At 77.4% G+C, this 16,487-nt stretch carries 17 protein-coding genes; 8 read left to right on the forward strand and 9 right to left on the reverse strand.

Features of this window, described 5'->3' with window-relative positions; all coding sequences use genetic code 11:
• Positions 1-30: 30 nt before the first annotated feature.
• Positions 31-675, reverse strand: a complete 645-nt coding sequence (locus AB8M62_RS12040) for an MBL fold metallo-hydrolase (RefSeq protein WP_369069705.1) — start codon at positions 673-675, stop codon at positions 31-33.
• A complete protein-coding gene (locus AB8M62_RS12045) occupies positions 672-932 on the reverse strand; it encodes a hypothetical protein (protein ID WP_369054454.1) in 261 nt (86 codons plus the stop codon). The genes AB8M62_RS12040 and AB8M62_RS12045 overlap by 4 nt, the downstream gene beginning before the upstream one ends.
• A 206-nt stretch (positions 933-1,138) precedes the next feature.
• Here AB8M62_RS12045 and AB8M62_RS12050 point away from each other — a divergent pair, with 206 nt between their 5' ends.
• On the forward strand, positions 1,139-1,906 hold the full coding sequence (locus AB8M62_RS12050; protein WP_369069706.1) for a universal stress protein: 768 nt from the start codon (positions 1,139-1,141) through the stop codon (positions 1,904-1,906).
• Between the two features lie 3 nt (positions 1,907-1,909).
• On the opposite strand, the gene AB8M62_RS12055 is transcribed toward AB8M62_RS12050, so the two are convergent.
• Entirely contained in the window at positions 1,910-2,251 is a 342-nt protein-coding gene (locus tag AB8M62_RS12055) for a hypothetical protein (protein ID WP_369069708.1), read from the reverse strand.
• Between the two features lie 144 nt (positions 2,252-2,395).
• Between AB8M62_RS12055 and AB8M62_RS12060 the strand changes: the two genes are divergently transcribed.
• The 4 genes from AB8M62_RS12060 to AB8M62_RS12075 all read left to right on the forward strand — a co-directional run bounded on the left by AB8M62_RS12060 (position 2,396) and on the right by AB8M62_RS12075 (position 5,625).
• Positions 2,396-3,184, forward strand: a complete 789-nt coding sequence (locus AB8M62_RS12060; protein ID WP_369069709.1) for an ANTAR domain-containing protein — start codon at positions 2,396-2,398, stop codon at positions 3,182-3,184.
• Entirely contained in the window at positions 3,162-3,872 is a 711-nt protein-coding gene (locus AB8M62_RS12065) for a GAF and ANTAR domain-containing protein (RefSeq protein WP_369069710.1), read from the forward strand. The genes AB8M62_RS12060 and AB8M62_RS12065 overlap by 23 nt, the downstream gene beginning before the upstream one ends.
• A gap of 136 nt (positions 3,873-4,008) precedes the next feature.
• Positions 4,009-4,416 (forward strand): STAS domain-containing protein, encoded by a 408-nt coding sequence (locus tag AB8M62_RS12070; protein WP_369069711.1) that lies wholly within the window; start codon positions 4,009-4,011, stop codon positions 4,414-4,416.
• Between the two features lie 21 nt (positions 4,417-4,437).
• The gene (locus AB8M62_RS12075; RefSeq protein ID WP_369069712.1) at positions 4,438-5,625 is read left to right on the forward strand and encodes an MFS transporter; all 1,188 of its coding nucleotides are present in this window, start codon (positions 4,438-4,440) and stop codon (positions 5,623-5,625) included.
• Positions 5,626-5,641: 16 nt separating this feature from the next.
• On the opposite strand, the gene AB8M62_RS12080 is transcribed toward AB8M62_RS12075, so the two are convergent.
• From AB8M62_RS12080 to AB8M62_RS12100, 5 genes are all read right to left on the reverse strand, one after another.
• The gene (locus tag AB8M62_RS12080; RefSeq protein WP_369054502.1) at positions 5,642-6,919 is read right to left on the reverse strand and encodes an enolase C-terminal domain-like protein; all 1,278 of its coding nucleotides are present in this window, start codon (positions 6,917-6,919) and stop codon (positions 5,642-5,644) included.
• A gap of 127 nt (positions 6,920-7,046) precedes the next feature.
• Positions 7,047-8,612 carry an aldehyde dehydrogenase (NADP(+)) gene (locus AB8M62_RS12085; protein ID WP_369069729.1) on the reverse strand — a complete coding sequence of 522 codons (1,566 nt, stop codon included), beginning with the start codon at positions 8,610-8,612 and terminating at the stop codon, positions 7,047-7,049.
• Between the two features lie 62 nt (positions 8,613-8,674).
• Positions 8,675-9,589, reverse strand: a complete 915-nt coding sequence (gene kdgD / locus AB8M62_RS12090) for a 5-dehydro-4-deoxyglucarate dehydratase (RefSeq protein WP_369069713.1) — start codon at positions 9,587-9,589, stop codon at positions 8,675-8,677.
• 109 nt (positions 9,590-9,698) lie between these two features.
• Complete coding sequence (locus AB8M62_RS12095) at positions 9,699-11,039, reverse strand: glucarate dehydratase family protein (RefSeq protein WP_369069714.1); 1,341 nt, start codon at positions 11,037-11,039, stop codon at positions 9,699-9,701.
• Positions 11,040-11,134: 95 nt separating this feature from the next.
• Entirely contained in the window at positions 11,135-12,067 is a 933-nt protein-coding gene (locus AB8M62_RS12100; RefSeq protein WP_369069715.1) for an exopolyphosphatase, read from the reverse strand.
• A gap of 116 nt (positions 12,068-12,183) precedes the next feature.
• Here AB8M62_RS12100 and AB8M62_RS12105 point away from each other — a divergent pair, with 116 nt between their 5' ends.
• Both AB8M62_RS12105 and AB8M62_RS12110 read left to right on the forward strand, forming a co-directional pair.
• On the forward strand, positions 12,184-12,888 hold the full coding sequence (locus AB8M62_RS12105) for a hypothetical protein (protein ID WP_369054467.1): 705 nt from the start codon (positions 12,184-12,186) through the stop codon (positions 12,886-12,888).
• A gap of 75 nt (positions 12,889-12,963) precedes the next feature.
• A complete protein-coding gene (locus AB8M62_RS12110) occupies positions 12,964-13,746 on the forward strand; it encodes a LamG domain-containing protein (RefSeq protein WP_369069716.1) in 783 nt (260 codons plus the stop codon).
• A gap of 24 nt (positions 13,747-13,770) precedes the next feature.
• Here AB8M62_RS12110 and AB8M62_RS12115 read toward each other — a convergent pair whose 3' ends face one another.
• Entirely contained in the window at positions 13,771-15,522 is a 1,752-nt protein-coding gene (locus tag AB8M62_RS12115; RefSeq protein WP_369069717.1) for an alpha-keto acid decarboxylase family protein, read from the reverse strand.
• 102 nt (positions 15,523-15,624) lie between these two features.
• Here AB8M62_RS12115 and AB8M62_RS12120 point away from each other — a divergent pair, with 102 nt between their 5' ends.
• Positions 15,625-16,083: an Lrp/AsnC family transcriptional regulator gene (locus AB8M62_RS12120; protein ID WP_369054471.1), complete on the forward strand. Its 459-nt coding sequence runs from the start codon at positions 15,625-15,627 to the stop codon at positions 16,081-16,083.
• Positions 16,084-16,487 lie beyond the last annotated feature (404 nt).

Below are 16,487 nucleotides of genomic sequence, written 5' to 3' on the forward strand. Positions count from 1 at the left end.
GGAGGGCCCGGACCCGTCGGGGGCGGGACGTCACCAGCCGCGCTCGCGCCAGGCCGCCAGCTGCGGCCGCTGCTCGCCCAGCGTCGTCGGCGCCCCGTGCCCCGGGTGCACGACCGCCTCGTCGGGCAGCTGCCCGAACAGCCGCTCCTCCACGTCGTCCAGCAGCGAGGTGAACCGGGCCGGGTCCCCGCCGGTGTTCCCGACGCCGCCGGGGAACAGCGAGTCGCCCGTCCACACGTGCGGGGCCTCGCCGGCCGTGCGCAGCACCAGCGCCACCGAGCCGGGGGTGTGCCCGCGCAGGTGCACCACGTGCAGGCGCAGGGCGCCGACCGCGACGACGTCGCCGTGCGCCAGGCGCCGGTCCACCCGCGCCGGCAGGTGGGCGGCGTCGGCGGCGCCGGCCAGGGACCGCGCGCCGGTGGCGCGCAGCACGTCGGCCAGCGCGCCGACGTGGTCGTGGTGGCGGTGCGTGGTGACGACCGCGTCCAGGCGCCCGGCGGGGTTCCCGGCGCGCACCAGCTCCAGCAGGGCGGGGGTCTCGGCCGCGGCGTCCACGAGCAGCTGCGCGCCCGTGGCGCGGCACGTCACCAGGTAGCTGACGTTGTCCATGCCCCCGACGTGCCGCTCGCGCAGCTCGGCGGTCGTGGTGCGGGTCGGGGCGCCGGTGGTCGTCACGCGGCCTCGCGTCCGCGGGCCGCGCCCTCCTGCGGGGCGCGCACGCCGTCGCGCAGGTCGACGACGGCCGGGACGGGGCGCACGGAGCGGCGGGCCGCGCGGCGGCGCACGAACGCGACGGCGAAGGCGAGGGTCACGACCGCGTAGAAGGCGGCGCGGGCGGTCTCGGCGTCGAGGGCGAAACCCACCGTCAGCAGCGCGCACCCGGTGGCGCCGATGACGTGGACGAGGTCCATGAAGGACGTCCACACGTTCACCGAGCCATGGTGGCTCCGCGTGACGGCATCCGCACGACGGAGGGCCTCCGGCCACCGGGGAGGCCCACGTCTGGTCACCGTCCGTGCACGAGCGTGGCTCGCCGTCGCCGTGCGCCGCTTGTGGCGCGACCGCCGGAGGCGCACCATCGAGGCCGGGGCGGGACGACCCGCCGGACCGCGAGGAGGCGGTGGCCGTGGACGGACGGGTGGACGCTCGGCAGGACGCGCGCGGGGAGGACGAGCACCTGCGCGGGCCCTCCCGCACGGTCGTCGGCTTCTCCGGGTCCGGCGCCTCGCGGCGGGCCCTGCGCTGGGCCCTGCTGGACGCCGCGGCGACGGGCGCCCTCGTGCACGTCGTCGCCGTGGACCCCCCGCACGGCCCGCCCCCCGTCTCCGGTCCCGCCCGCCCGCCGCTGCCTTCGCAGCAGCTGGCCGAGTGCCTGGCCGACGAGCGCGAGCACCTGCCCGGCCGGGCGCCGGAGGTGACCACGGCCGTCGTCACCGGCACCGCGGCCACCAACCTGCTCGTCGCCGCCGCCTGCGCCGACCTGCTGGTGCTCGGGTGCGGGCGCCGCGTCGGCCCGCACGGGCCCGGGGACGGGCACGTGCTGCGCGAGGTCCTGCCGCACGCGCCCGTCCCGGTGGTGCTCGTGGGGCCCGGCGCCGTGCTCGCGCCCGCGCGCCGGCTCGTCGTCGTCCCCGCCGCGGACGCGGCCGGCGATGACGCCGGCGCGGGCTGGGCCGCCCGGCGCGCGCTCGCCGGGGGCGTGCGCTCGCGCACGGTGCTGCGCGGGTCGGTGCGCGAGGGGCTGCCGGCGGCCACGGGTGTCGGCGACCTCGTCGTGTGCGGGGCCGGCGGGCTGGCCGGGGTGCCGCTGCGCACGCTGCGCGCGCCCGTGGTCCTCGTCCCGCCCGCCGCCCGCCGGGTCGTCCTGCCGGACACCGGCACCCGGGTGCCGGTGGGCCGGCGCTGAGCGTCAGCGGCGCGGCCCGCCGGTGGGGCGCAGGTGCTCCGCCCCCACCCACGTGTCCACCAGCACGGGCCGCTGGTCCTCGTCGAGCAGCACGTAGGCGACGCGGCCCAGCCAGCCCGTCCCGTCGCGCCGCCAGGCCAGCAGCAGCCCGGGGAAGGGGCCCGGGTCCTCCGGCGGGCCCTGCACCCAGCAGTGCCGCCCCCCGGGGCGCTCGAGGACCGGCACGGCCGCCGGGGGGACCGCCGGGGGAGGGGCCGGCGGGTCGGCGAAGGGCGAGGGCTCCCCGCGCCGGCGGGCCTCCTCGTAGCGGCGCTGGTACGCCGCGCTCCACCCCCCGCCCGCCACCGGGCCAGGATGGCACGAGGTCGAACGCGTGTTCGAGACGAGGGGTGATCGCCCGGCGCGCGCGGGGCGGGGACGCGTCGAGTAGGTTCGGTCACCGCCACGGTTCAAGCTCGAGCCCCGGCGTCCGTGCAGGAGGCACTGACCGTGGACCCGCTCCCCCCCACCCTCGACCGGCTCGCCGCAGCCGTCCGGCGGTTGCGCGAGGACGCCGGTGACGCCGTCGACCAGCGGCACCTGCTGCGGTCGGTGGTCCGCGAGGCGGTGGCGGGCCTGCACGGCGTGGACCGCGCCAGCGTCGTCCTGCGGCAGGGGCGGCGCACGTGGACCGCCGCCGCCACCGACGAGCGCGCCGCCGCCCTCGACGACGTCCAGCTCGCGGCCGGGCAGGGACCGGTCCCGGCCGTCCTGGACGGCGCCGGCCCCGTCGTCGCGCTCCACCTGACCTCCGACGAGCGCTGGCCCGCGCTGGCCGCCCGGGGTCTGCCGCTGGTCGGCGTCGTCGCCGTCCCGCTGGCCGTGGAGGCCGAGCACGGCCCCGCGGTCGGCTGCCTCACCCTCTACGCCGGCGCGCCGCGCGCGCTGGACGCCGGCGCCGTCGTCCGCGCCGAGCTGCTCGCCGACCACGCGGCCCTGGCGCTGGCCGCCGTCGCGCACCGGGTGCGCGCGCGCAACCTGGAGGAGGCGCTGGCCTCCAACCGGGACATCGGGGCCGCCGCCGGGGTGCTCATGGCGCTGGAGCGCATCACCCGCGACGAGGCCCTGGCCCGGATGCGCCGGGCCAGCCAGGACGGTAACCGCAAGATGCGCGACGTGGCGGTGCAGGTGCTGGACACCGGAGTCCTGGAGGCGCCGGTCCCCGCCGACCGCACCGGAGCTGGCCCGCGGCGGCCGCGGGGAGGAGCATCGCCGGATGGACACCGCGCGGGCCGCTGACGGCACCACGACCGGGGCGGTCGCCCGGCGCCTGGCGGAGCTCGCCCGCGAGCTGCAGCGGGAGGAGGACCCGCAGCAGGTGATGCAGCGCATCGTGGAGCAGGCGGTGCAGACCGTCCCGGGCGCCGAGCACGGCTCGATCAGCCTGGTGCGCGACCGGCGCGACGTGCAGTCCGCGGCCGCCACCTCCGACGTGGCGCGCCGCTTCGACCGCGCGCAGCAGGAGCTGTCCCAGGGGCCGTGCGTGGACGCCATGTACGAGGAGGAGACCGTCCTCGTCGACGACCTGCGCGCCGAGGAGCGCTGGCCGGACCTGGCCGCGCGCGCCGACGACCTCGGGGTGCGCAGCCTGGCGTGCTTCCAGCTGTTCGTCGACGGCGGGACGCTCGGCGCGCTGAACCTCATGGCCTCGCGGCCGGCGGCGCTGGGGGAGGGCGTGCGCGAGGTCGGCGGCCTGTTCGCCGCGCACGCGGCCATCGCCCTGGCGGACGCGCAGAAGCTGGAGCACCTGCACACCGCCCTCGTGCACCGCGACGTCATCGGGCAGGCCAAGGGCATCCTCATGGAGCGGTTCAAGGTCACCCCGGACCAGGCGTTCGCGCTGCTGGTGAAGGTCAGCCAGGACCGCAACCGGAAGCTGCACGCCGTCGCCGAGGAGCTCGCCCGCACCGGCAGCCTGCACCGCTGAGGTCCCGCGCCGCCGGGGCCCCGCGCGCCTGGTCAGGACGCGCTGCACCGCGCTACGGTGAGTGGCAGGTCGAGCACTCTGCCTGCCCGTGCGGCGGTGCACCGAGGTGACCGCCCCCGACGGAGGGCGAGAGCCCGTGACGACGCACCCCGGCCCCCGCGCCTGCACCCCCACCACCTGCCACCTGGGCGTGGACGTCCACGCCGACGGCACGACGACGACCGTCCGGCTCGACGGCGAGCTGGAGCTGACGACCGCCGAGGTGCTGCTCGGCGTGGTCGACGGCGTCCTGCGCCGGCCGGCGTCCGGCCCGGGCGTCCCCGCCCGCGTCGTGGTCGACGCCCGCGACCTGTCGTTCTGCGACGTCACGGGCCTGAACGCCCTGCTGGAGGCGCAGCGGCGCGCCGCCCGCAGCGGCGGCCACCTGCACCTGCGCACCGTCCGCCCGTTCCTGCGGCACGTCATCGCCGCCACCGGCACCGACTGCCTCCTGGACGGCGGCCCCACCCGCGGTCCCGGCACCCCGCGCGGCACCGCCGGCTGACCCGGCTGCGACGATCGGCCGGTGGCCCCCGACCAGCGGCCGCCGTGGCGGGCGCTCGCGGCGGTGTACGCCCCCGCGGGCCTGTACAGCGTCAGCCAGGGCGCCCTGCTGCCTGTGCTGCCGTTCACCGCGCGCGGGCTGGGCGCCTCCGTGGGCCTGGCCGCCGTCGTCGTCGCGCTGCTGGGCGTCGGCCAGGTCGCCGGGGCGCTGCCCGCCGGGGCGCTCGTGGCGCGGGTGGGCGAGCGCCGGGCCATGCTCACCGCGGGCGCGGCCACCGCGGCCGCGCTGGCCGCCACCGCGCTGGCGCCGACCGTCCCCGCGCTCGTGGTCGCCGTCCTGCTGCTGGGCGCGGCCGGCGCGGTGTGGGGACTGGCCCGCCAGTCGTACCTGACGGCCGCGGCGCCGCCGCGGCTGCGGGCGCGGGCCCTGTCCACGCTGGGCGGGGTGGGCCGCGCCGGGTTGTTCGCCGGCCCCTTCGCGGGTGCGGGCGGGACGGCCGTGGCCGGGCCCGCCGGCGCGTACGCGGTGGGCGCGCTGGCCGTGGTGGCCGCGTGCGCGGTGCTGCTGGCCCTGCCCGAGCCGCCGCTGCCCGCCCCGGCGCCCGGCGCGGCGGGAGCGGCGGACGCCCGGCCGGTGACGCTGCGCGCGGTGGTGCGCGAGCACGCCCGGGTGCTGGCGACCCTGGGCGTGGCGGCGCTGTGCGTGCAGGCGGCCCGGCAGTCCCGGCAGACGGTGCTGCCCCTGTGGTGCGAGCACATCGGCCTGGACGCGACCGCCACGAGCCTCGTCGTGGGCGTCTCCGGCGGTGTGGACCTGCTGCTGTTCTACCCGGCCGGCTCGGTGATGGACCGCTTCGGCCGGGTCGCGGTCGCCGTCCCGTCGATGAGCGTGCTGGGGCTCGCGCACGCGCTCCTGCCGCTGGCCGGCAGCGCCTCCTCCGTGGTCCTCGTGGGCGTCGTCATGGGACTGGGCAACGGGATGAGCGCGGGGCTGGTGATGACCCTGGGGGCGGACGCCGCCCCGCCGGGGGCGCGGGCGCAGTTCCTCGGCGCGTGGCGGCTGGTCACCGACGCCGGGGTGGCGGCCGGCCCGCTGCTGGTGGGGGCGCTGGCGGGGGCTGCGGGGCTGGCCCTGGCCTCGGGCGGGGTGGCCGCGCTGGCGTGGGCCGCGGCGGCGGGGCTGGGGGTGTTCACGCCCCGCCGCCGGTGAGACCCAGCGGTCCGGCTCAGCGGTCCAGCGCGGGCCGCTTGGGGTCGAACGCCCACCCCGGCAGCAGGTGCTGCATGGCGGCGGCGTCGTCGCGGGCGCCCAGCCCTTCGCGCAGGTAGAGCTCGTGCGCGGCGGCCAGGCGCTCCTCGTCCAGCTCCACGCCCAGGCCGGGCGCGGTGGGCACGTCCAGGAACCCCTCGCGGATCCGCAGCGGCTCGCGGGTCAGGCGCTGCCCGTCCTGCCAGATCCAGTGCGTGTCGATGGCCGTCACGTCACCGGGAGCGGCGGCGGCGACGTGGGTGAACATCGCCAGCGACACGTCGAAGTGGTTGTTGGAGTGCGAACCCCACGTCAGGCCCCACGCCTGGCACAGCTGCGCCACGCGCACCGAGCCGGCCATCGTCCAGAAGTGCGGGTCGGCCAGCGGGATGTCGACGGCGCTGCCGCGCACGGCGTGCCCGAGCTGGCGCCAGTCGGTGGCGATCATGTTGGTGGCCGTCGTCATCCCGGTGGCGCGCTTGAACTCGGCCATCACCTCGCGCCCGGAGTACCCGCCCTCGGCGCCGCACGGGTCCTCGGCGTAGGCCAGGACGTCGCGCAGGCGCCGGCCGTACCGCACGGCGTCGGCCAGCAGCCAGCCGCCGTTGGGGTCCAGCGTGACGCGCGCGCCGGGGAACCGCCGCGCGAGGGCGGTGACGACCTCGACCTCCTCCTCGCCGGGCAGCACGCCGCCCTTGAGCTTGAAGTCGGCGAACCCGTAGCGGGCGTGCGCGGCCTCGGCCAGGCGCACCACGGCGTCGGCGTCCAGCGCCGGCTCGTGGCGCAGCCGCTGCCAGTCGTCGGCACCGGCGCCCTCGTCGGCGGGGGAGCGGTAGGGCAGCGGCGTGCGGGTGCGGTCGCCGACGAAGAACAGGTACCCCAGCGCCTGCACGCGCTCGCGCTGCTGGCCCTCGCCGAGCAGCTCGGCCACGGGCACGCCGAGGAACTGCCCGGTCAGGTCGAGCAGCGCGGACTCCAGCGCCGTGACGACGTGCACGGTGGTGCGCAGGTCGAACGTCTGCAGGCCGCGGCCGGCGGCGTCGCGGCCGGCGAACTGCGCCGTGACGGCGCGCAGCAGGCTGCGCGAGCGGGAGACCGGCTGCCCCACGACGAGCCGCGCGGACTCCTCCAGGGTGGCGCGGATCGCCTCCCCGCCCGGCACCTCGCCCACGCCCGTGCGCCCGTCGGAGTCGGTGAGGACGACGACGTTGCGGGTGAAGAACGGGGCGTGGGCGCCGGACAGGTTCAGCAGCATGCCGTCGTGACCGGCCACGGGCACGACCCGCAGGCCGGTCACGACGGGGGAGCGGCCCGCGGCGGCGGACCGCTCGCGCAGGTCGGGGCGGTCCGTGGAGGGCCCGATGGACATCACGGCGGGAGCGTCAGGAGGTGCGGAGCTCACCGTCGACCTGCCGCGCGATGCCCAGGGGGTTGCCGTCCGCGACCGGGTCCGGCAGCAGGGCCGCCGGGAGGTCCTGGTAGGCCACGGGCCGCAGGAACCGCTCGATCGCCAGCGTGCCGACGGACGTGGAGCGCCCGTCGGAGGTGGCGGGGAACGGCCCGCCGTGGACCATCGCCTCGCCGACGTCGACACCGGTGGGCCAGCCGTTGGCGACGATGCGCCCGGCCGTCTCCTCCAGCACCGGCAGCAGCTCGCGGGCGGTGGCGGTGTCCTCGTCGGTCAGGTGCAGGGTCGCGGTGAGCTGCCCCTCCAGCGTCTCGACGAGCGCGGTCAGGGCGGCGGTGTCCGGGGCGCGCACGACGAGCGAGGTGGACCCGAACACCTCCTCGCGCAGCGCCTCGTCGGCCAGGAACGCCTCGGCCGTGGTGGTGAACAGGTGCGTCACGCCCGCCGAGGCGATCTCCTCGTCGCCGCTGCCGGTGGCGACCTCCTCGACCCGCGGGTGCTCGCGCAGCGCCGTCACCCCGGAGTCGTAGGCGGAGCAGATGGTGGCGCTGAGCATCGGCTGGGCGGCGCTGGCGCGCACCGCGGCGGCGGCCGCGTCGAGGAACTCCGCGAGGCCGGGGCCCTCGACGGCGAACACGAGGCCGGGGTTGGTGCACAGCTGCCCCACGCCCATCGTCAGCGAGGCGACGAACGCCTCGCCGATCGCGGCGCCGCGCTCGGCGAGCGCGCCGGGCAGCAGCACGACCGGGTTCACGCTGGACATCTCGGCGTAGACCGGGATCGGCACGGGCCGGGCGTCGGCCGTCTCGACGAGCGCGAGCCCGCCGGAGCGCGAGCCGGTGAAACCGACGGCGGCGACGTCGGGGTGGGCGGCCAGCGCCTGCCCGACCTCGCGGCCGGAGCCGAACACCATCGAGAACACGCCCTCGGGCAGCCCCGCGGCGGCGACGGCGTCGGCGATCGCGGTCGCGACGAGCTCGGAGGTGCCGGGGTGGCTGGAGTGCGCCTTGACGACGACGGGGCAGCCGGCGGCCAGGGCGGAGGCGGTGTCGCCGCCGGCGACGGAGAAGGCGAGCGGGAAGTTGCTCGCGCCGAACACCGCGACCGGCCCGAGGGGCACCTTGCGCTGGCGCAGGTCCGGGCGCGGCAGGGGCTTGCGGTCCGGCAGCCGGGACTCCAGGCGCGCGCCGTGGAAGGCGCCGCCGCGCACGACGCGGGCGAACAGCCGCAGCTGGCCGAGGGTGCGGGCCAGCTCCCCGCGCACGCGGGCCTCGGCGATGCCGGTCTCGGCCCGCACGCGGGTCACGAGCGGCTCGGCGACGGCCTCGATCCGGGCGGCCACGTCCTCCAGGAACGCGGCGCGCGCCTCGGGGGCGGTGGCGCGGTAGGTGCGGAACGCGGCGCGGGCCAGGCGGGCGGCGCGGTCGACGTCCTCGCGCGTGCCGAGCCCGAAGGCGGGTTCCAGGTCCTCGCCGGTGCGCGGGTCGGTGGCCCGCACCTCGCCGGCGGTGCCGCGCACCCGCGCGGCGCCGAGGAACATCTCGCCCGTGAGGCGGGTCTCCACGCTCAGCCCGTCCGCGGTCGTCGTCTGGGCAGGCACTCTCAGATCACCTTCTTGACGAGGTCGGTCAGTTCCGCGAGCTCCGCGTCGTCCAGGTCCGTCAGCGGCGGGCGCACCGCGCCGGCGGGGCGTCCCGCGGCCGTCATCCCGGCCTTGACGATCGAGACGGCGTACCCCGGGGCCCGGTCGCGGATCTCGATGTACGGCAGCACGAAGTCTCGCAGGCCCTCGGTGACCGCGTCGCGGTCGCGGGCGCGCACGGCCCGGTAGAAGGCGCTCGCCCACTCCGGCGCGAAGTTGAAGATGGCCGAGGAGTAGGTGGAGGCGCCGAGCTCGAGGTAGGGCAGCGCGTACGTCTCGGCGGTCGGCAGGCCGCCGACGCGCACGAGGCGGTCGCCGTGGACGACGTTGATCCGCGCCATGAGGTCGATGTCGCAGATCCCGTCCTTGAACCCGACGAAGTTGTCGAACTCCTCCACCAGGCGGTCGACGGTGCCGGCGGAGAACCTCGCGTTGGCGCGGTGGTAGACGACGACGCCCAGGGACGTGGCGCGGCAGACGGCGGCGACGTGCCGGTACAGGCCCTCCTGGCCGACCTCGTTGAGGTACGGCGGCAGCAGGAAGACGCCGTCGGCGCCGGCGGCCTCGACGGCGCGGGCCATCTCGACGGCCGTGGAGGTGCCGTAGCCGGCCGGGCCCACGACGGGCAGCGAGTCGCCGGTCTCGGCGACGGTGGCGCGCACGACGCGCTCGACCTCGGCCTGGGTCAGCGCGGGGAACTCGCCCGTGCCGCCGGCGGCGAACAGCCCGGCCGCGCCGAACCCGTCCAGGTGGGCGACGTGGGCGCGGTAGGCGTCCTCGTCGAAGGACAGGTCGGGGCGGGTGTGCGTGACGGGGAAGGACAGCAGGCCGGAGGCGAGGGCATCGCGCAGGTCGGCCGGGGCGTAGTGGGTCATGGCGACGGCTCCCGGGTCGGGTGAGGCGGCGGCGCCTCGGCTGGTGCGGCCGACGGTAGCAGACCACTGCCACACAGCGGAACAGCGTCCACGAGTGTGGACAGGAAGGTCACCAGCGGGCGGTGTTCGGGGTGAACCCCGGCTCCACGGTCCGCATGTACCCCGTGTCGTCGCGCCGGCGCAGCCCGCACGCCCGCCACGTCTCGTGCAGCCGCCCCAGGGCGTCGCGGTCCAGCTCCACGCCCAGGCCGGGGGAGGTGGGCACCGCCACGACGCCGTCGGCGAACCCCAGCGCCCCCGGCACCACGACGTCGTCCTCGGGCCGCTTCCACGGCCAGTGCGTGTCGCAGGCGTAGTCCAGGTTCGGCGTCGCCGCCGCCAGGTGGGTCATCGCCGCCAGGCTGATCCCCAGGTGCGAGTTGGAGTGCATGGACAGGCCCATCCCGAAGACCTCGCACACGCGCGCCAGGTCCTGCGAGCGGCGCAGCCCGCCCCAGAAGTGGTGGTCGGACAGCACGACCTGCACGGCGTCGGCGGCCACCGCCGGGCGCAGGTGCTCGAAGGCGACCACGCACATGTTCGTCGCCAGCGGCACGTCCACCCGCCGGGCGACCTCGGCCATCCCGGCGATGGAGGGGGTGGGGTCCTCCAGGTACTCCACGACCCCGGCCAGCGCCTGCGCGACGCGCACGGACGTGTCCGGGGTCCACGCCCCGTTGGGGTCCAGCCGCAGCGGCAGGTCGGGGAACGCCTCGCGCAGCGCCAGGACGGCCTCGACCTCCCGCTCCGGCGGGAGCACGCCGCCCTTGAGCTTGATGGCGCCGAAGCCGAACCCGTCGACGATCCGCCGGGCCTGCGCGACCAGGCCCTCCGGGTCCAGCGCCGCGCCCCACTCGTCCTCCGGCTGCCCGGGGTGGCCGGCCCACTTGTAGAACAGGTAGGCGCTGTAGGGCACCGCGTCGCGCACCGCGCCGCCGAGCAGGTCGCTGACCGGGCGCCCCAGCAGCCGGCCCCGCGCGTCCAGGGCGGCCACCTCGAAGGGTGAGACCACGCGCGCGAGCGTGCTGGAGGTGGTCACCTGCCCGCCCATGCCGTGCCCGCCCGCGCCGGAGTCGCCCGCCAGCGAGGCGGCGACGGCGCGCTCGAGGCCGTGCAGGTCGAAGACGTCGGTGCCGACGACGGCGTCCGCCGCGCGGCGCACGCGCTCCAGGTGACCCTCGTCGCCGTACGTCTCGCCCAGGCCGGTGACGGCCTCGCCGCCGTGCTCGTCCTCGGTGCGCACCTCGACGACCGTGCGCAGCGCGTACGGCTCGTGCACGCCGACGTTGTTCAGCAGCGGCAGGTCGCGGAAGGCGACGGGGGTGACGGTGACGCCGGTGATCCTCGTGCCGGCGGAGCGCGCGGCCCGGCGGTGGCGGGCGGCGGGAGCGGTGTGGTCGGTCGCCGTCATGGCGTCCTCCTCGTCGGCGGGAGCGGCGACGGCATCGTGCCACACGTCCACGCAGGTGGACGACGCCCAGCCCGCGGGCGACGAGGAGCCCCGCGTCAGCGGACCGTGCGCAGCGCCTCCACCAGCTCGACCTCCACGCGCGCGGCGTCGGTGTGCGGCACCTGGCAGGTGCCCGCCGCCAGGTGCCCGCCGCCGCCGTGCGACAGGCACACCGCGCCCACGTCCACCGGCGAGCTGCGGTCCACGATCGACTTGCCCACCGCGAACACCGTGTTCTGCTTCCCGCGGCCCCACATCACGTGCACCGACACCCGCGCCTGCGGGAACAGCGCGTACACCAGGAACCGGTTGCCGGCGTGGATGACCTCCTCCTCGCGCAGGTCCACCACCGCCACGTCCCCGTGCAGCGTCGTCACCCGCTCCAGCTGCGCGCGGAACAGCTCCGCCTGCGCCCGGTACAGCTCCACCCGCTCGGCCACGTCCGGCAGCGCCAGGATCTCCTCGACGTCCTGGTACTCCGCGCACGCCTCGATCAGCTGCATCATCAGCTGGTAGTTGGAGATGCGGAAGTCGCGGAACCGGCCCAGGCCCGTGCGGCTGTCCATGAGGAAGTTCAGCAGCGTCCAGCCCTCCGGCTCCAGGACCTCCGAGACGTCGTAGGCCGCCGAGTCCGCCTGGTCGACCGCCCGCATCAGCTCCTCGGACACCTTGGGGAACCGCGCCGACCCGCCGAAGTGGTCGAACACCACGCGCGCCGCCGACGGCGCGTCCGGGTCGATGACGTGGTTCGTCACGTCGCCCGCGCCCCGCGCGCGCAGCGTCTCGGAGTGGTGGTGGTCGAAGACCAGGTGAGCGCGCGGGTCGTACGGCAGGTTCGTCAGCACGTCCCGCTCGGTGATCTCCACGACGCCGTCCTGCACGTCCTTGGGGTGCACGAAGGTGATCTCGTCCACCAGGTCCAGCTGGCGCAGGAGCACCGCGCACACCAGGCCGTCGAAGTCGCTGCGGGTGACGAGGCGGTACGGCACGGGGGCGCTCCCAGGACGAGGACGGGCGGTGCGGGACGGGCGGTCCCGTGCTCATCGGCACCCGCGCGGCGCCCCTTGAGCCGTCCCCGCCGCGCCCCGGTGGCAGGCTGGCCCGCGTGCAGGCGCCCGCCCCGCTGGTGCAGCCGACGGCGTGGCTGCCCTCCAGCGCGCCCCTTGCCGCCCACCTGGCGGCCGCGGTCGACTGGGTCGACGAGCAGTGCTTCGCCCGTGGGGTCCACGGCGTCCTCGTCGTCCCCGCCCGGGGGGACGAGCGCGCCCACCCCGAGCTGCTCGCCTTCGCCCGCGACCACGCCGTCACCACCCGCCGCGCCCGCCGCCCGCCCACCGGGCTCGCCGGGCTGACCGGGGACGCCGGGCACCGGCCCGTCCTCGTGCACGACCCCGGCCCGGACGACCTCGCCTTCGCCCTCGCGCTGGCCGCGGGCGCCCCCGTCTGCCTGCTCGACGTCGCGCCCCTGCCCCCGGGCGCTCCCGCCGGCTGGCGGCGCGGGTGGGCGCTCGCCGTCGGCGCGCGCGACCTCAGCCGCCCGCTGGGCCGCGCCCGCGCCCTGCTCGACCCGCGGGTGCGCGACGTCGTGACCGCCGCGCTGGTGGTGGGTGCGCACGGCTTCGTGCCCGCCCACGAGCGGCACCGGGTGCAGCCGCTCCTGCGCGAGTTCGCCGACCTGTGCGCCCCCGGCGGTCCCGCCCCCGCCCCGGCGGGCACGTCGGCGGCCGGGCTCCTCCTGGGGGCGGCGCTGGCCGCCGGCCTGGACGCGGCCGCCGCCCGCCGCCTGGCCCGCTGGCTGCCCGGGCGCTGAGCGTTTTCCGGCCCGCGCGGCCGCCCCGCCTGCCACGATCCCGCCCACGGCGCGGGCGGACCTCGGGAGGCGGACGTGACGGGTGCGCGGTGGCAGCGGCTGGACCGGGCGGCGGCCGGGTTCGTGGAGGACTTCACCGGTCCCCGGCTCGACCCCGGGCGGTGGGTGGAGCACTACCTGCCGCACTGGACGACGCCCGAGCGCTCCCGCGCCCGCTACGACCTCCTCGCGGACGGGCCCGCCGGGCCCGGCGGGCTGCGCCTGCGCGTGGACGCCGACCAGCCCGGCTGGCGGCCCGAGGACGCCCCGCTGCGGGTCTCCAGCCTGCAGACCGCCCTGTTCAGCGGACCGGCGGGCTCGACCCGGGGCACCCACCGCCACCGCCCCGACGGCCTGGTGGTCCGCACGCCCACCCCGCTGCGGCTGCTGTGGGCCCCGCGCGCCGGGCAGGTCGACGTCACCGTCACCGCCGGCCGCGACGACGGCTGCACCCTGGCCGTCTGGCTCGTGGGGACCGAGCACCTCGACGAGCGCGACAGCGGCGAGGTCTGCCTGTTCGAGATCGACGGCGAGGCCGTGGCGGACTCCGCCACGACGGCCCGCACGGGCGTCAAGGCCCACCACGACCCGCGCCTGGTCACCGACGTGCGGGAGGTCGTCGTCCCGGTCGGGGCGGGGACGGCGCACACCTGGTCCGCGCGCTGGGACGGCGGCGGCGTCGTCGTGGCCTGCGAGGACGAGGTCGTCCTCACCTCGCCGCAGGTCCTGCGCTACCCCCTGCAGCTCGTGGTCAGCCTGTTCGCCGTCCGCCCCGGCGCCCGGGGCAGCGCCCTCGTCCACGAGGTCGTGGCGACGTGAGCGCCCCGCTGACCGGTCCCGGTCTCAGCGCACGCTGCGCGCCAGGCGGTGCAGCAGGTCGGGAGCGTCGTCGCGCGGCAGGACGACCTCGACGAACAGCGCCCGCGACGGCTCGGCGCGCCGCTCGGCCAGCACGGCCACCAGCTCGCCGACGGTCGTGACGCGGCGCACGAGGGTGCCCGGCGCGCCCAGCGCCGCGGGCAGCGCGGTCCAGTCCCACGCCACGACGTCCTGGTAGACGGCCTCGGGGCTGCGGATGGCCCGCTCGACGGTGTAGCCGTCGTTGTTGAGGACCAGCACCGTCGGCGCGGCGGCCGCCAGGCCCGGCTGCAGCAGCCGGCCCAGCTCCTGCACCGTCAGCTGCGCCGACCCGTCGCCGATGACGAGGACCGTCTCGCGGCCGGGGTCGGCCAGCAGCGCCCCCAGCGTGGCGGGCAGCGTGTACCCGATGGAGGACCACACGGGCTGGCCCAGCAGGTCGCAGCCGTCGGGCAGGGTCATCTCCACCGCCCCGTAGAAGGAGGTGCCCGCCTCGGCGACGAGGAGGGTGCCCGGTCGCAGCCAGCGCTGCAGCACCGGCCAGAACGCCGCGTGGGTCAGCGCGTCCGCGTCCGCGGCCACGGGGGCCGGGGCGGGCCGCGGCTCCTGGCGCGGCAGCGGCGCCGGCGCGGGGGAGCGCTCCAGCAGCGCCTCGTGCAGCAGGCGCAGGGAGTCGTCCAGGTAGACGCCCCAGAAGACGTCGCCGGCCACCCGGGCGTGGTCCAGCTGCAGGTCGACGGCCGCGTCCGGGTCGAAGCCGTGGGTGAAGGAGCCGGTGAGGAAGTCGGTCATGACGGCGCCGGCCAGCACGAGCGGGGAGGCGGTGTCGACGCGGCGGCGGGTCTCCTCGGAGGTGGTGAACCGGCCCGCGTACACGCCGAGGTTCGCCGGGTGCGACTCGTCCAGCAGCGCCTTGGACGCCGACTGGGTGGCCACCCGCACCCCGTCGCAGGCCGCGACCGCGCGCATCCGCTCCTCCAGGTGGCGCCGGTGCAGGCGCGGTCCGGCCAGCACGGTGACCTCGGGGGCGCCGGCCAGGTGGGCGCGCAGCGCGGCGGCCAGCTCGGCGGTGCTGCCGGAGTCGCTGCGCAGCACCCGCAGTGGCCGGGCCAGCGGGGCGGCCGAGACCCGGGCCACGGCCACGTCAGCGGGCACGCCGAGGTAGACGGGCTTGGAGGTGCCGACGGCCGTCAGCAGCGCCCGGTCGACCGCGGCGGCCGCGCCCTGGGCGCGCAGCACGGTCGCCGAGGCCGTCACCTCCGCGGCCACCCGCACGAAGTGGTCGAAGTCGCCGTCGGCGAGGGAGTGGTGCAGCAGCGCGCCGGCGGCCTGCGCGCCGGTGGCCGGCATGCCGACGACCGAGACGACCGGCACGTCCTCGGCGCAGCTGCCGGCCAGGGCGTTGACCAGCGACAGCTCGCCCACGCCGAAGGTCGTCACGACGGCGGCCGGACCGCGCCGGATCCGCGCGTACCCGTCGGCGGCGTACCCGGCGTTCAGCTCGTTGGCCGAGCCGATCCAGCGCAGCGCCGGCTCCCCGTCCCCGGTGGTGGGCGCCAGCAGCTCGTCGAGCAGCGCGAGGTTGAAGTCGCCGGGCAGCCCGAACAGGTGCCGCACGCCCAGCTGCCGCAGGCGGTGCGCCAGGTAGGCGCCCACCGTCACCGTGCCGGCGGGCGCGCCCGTCCCGGCCGTCGCCGTCGCCGTCGTGCTGGTGCTGTCGCCCGCGGTGGTCGTCATGCCCGCGATGACAGCCACCGCGGGGCGCGGTGCGCAACAGCCGTCACCGCGACTGGTCAGATCGACCAGTCACGGCCGGCCCGGGCCCCTAGGGTGGTCGTCGTGACGGGTCTCGACGGCACCGACCGGCGCATCCTGCTGGCGCTGGACCGCGACCCGCGCGCCACGGTGCAGCGGCTCTCGCTCGACCTGGGCCTGGCCCGGGGCACGGTCCACGCGCGGCTGGAGCGGCTGGCCCGCGAGGGCGTCCTGCGGCCGCACTCGGTGCGGGTACCGCCCGAGCGGGTCGGGCTGCCGATGCGGGCGGTCGTCACGGCCGAGGTGGACCAGGCGGAGTTCGCGCAGATGATCGCCGACGTGGCGCTCATCCCCGAGGTCGTGGAGTGCCTGGGCATCTCCGGCGACGACGACCTGCTCATCCAGGTCGCCGCCCGCGACGCCGACCACGTCTACGAGGTCACCCAGCGCATCACGGCGTGCCGCGGCATCCGGCGCACGTCCACCTCGATCGTGCTGCGCGAGCTCCTGGCGCACCGGATGGACCACCTCCTGCGGGGCTGAGCCCCTCCTCGTCCACAGGGCCGTCCACAGGACGGCACGGTCCACAGGCCGTCCACCGGCCGCGCACACCACCGCCCACAGCGCCGTCCACAGCCCCGGTCCGCCGGGTGCCCGCCGACGGGTCGCGCGGGGCCGCGACACGCCGAGCGACGCGCGACACGCCGTCTCCTCGTCGTGTCCCAACCGTGACTCTTGGTAGTGGAGCGCCTCCCGGGGGTCACCCGACGGGCCCCTGACCTGCGGGAACGCGGACGTCGCGAACCGTCCACAGCCTCGTCCCCAGGAGGTGCGAATGACATCGGTGTGACACACCATCTTGTGGTGAGTGGACATGTCGGCCCCCAGGGGTAGTGTCGAAGCACACCCAGCAGGACGGGTCGCGACAGCGTCACCGCGAGGGCCCC

The organism is Kineococcus terrestris, from assembly GCF_041020755.1.
Taxonomy (GTDB): domain Bacteria; phylum Actinomycetota; class Actinomycetes; order Actinomycetales; family Kineococcaceae; genus Kineococcus; species Kineococcus terrestris.

Bases quoted from the DNA above. Each gene is read 5' to 3' on its own strand.
- AB8M62_RS12065 (WP_369069710.1), top strand. From the start codon at position 3,162: ATGGACACCGCGCGGGCCGCTGACGGCACCACGACCGGGGCGGTCGCC.
- AB8M62_RS12080 (WP_369054502.1), bottom strand. From the start codon at position 6,919: ATGCTGCTGAACCTGTCCGGCGCCCACGCCCCGTTCTTCACCCGCAAC.
- AB8M62_RS12085 (WP_369069729.1), bottom strand. From the start codon at position 8,612: ATGTTCCTCGGCGCCGCGCGGGTGCGCGGCACCGCCGGCGAGGTGCGG.
- kdgD (WP_369069713.1), bottom strand. From the start codon at position 9,589: ATGACCCACTACGCCCCGGCCGACCTGCGCGATGCCCTCGCCTCCGGC.
- AB8M62_RS12095 (WP_369069714.1), bottom strand. From the start codon at position 11,039: ATGACGGCGACCGACCACACCGCTCCCGCCGCCCGCCACCGCCGGGCC.
- AB8M62_RS12115 (WP_369069717.1), bottom strand. From the start codon at position 15,522: ATGACGACCACCGCGGGCGACAGCACCAGCACGACGGCGACGGCGACG.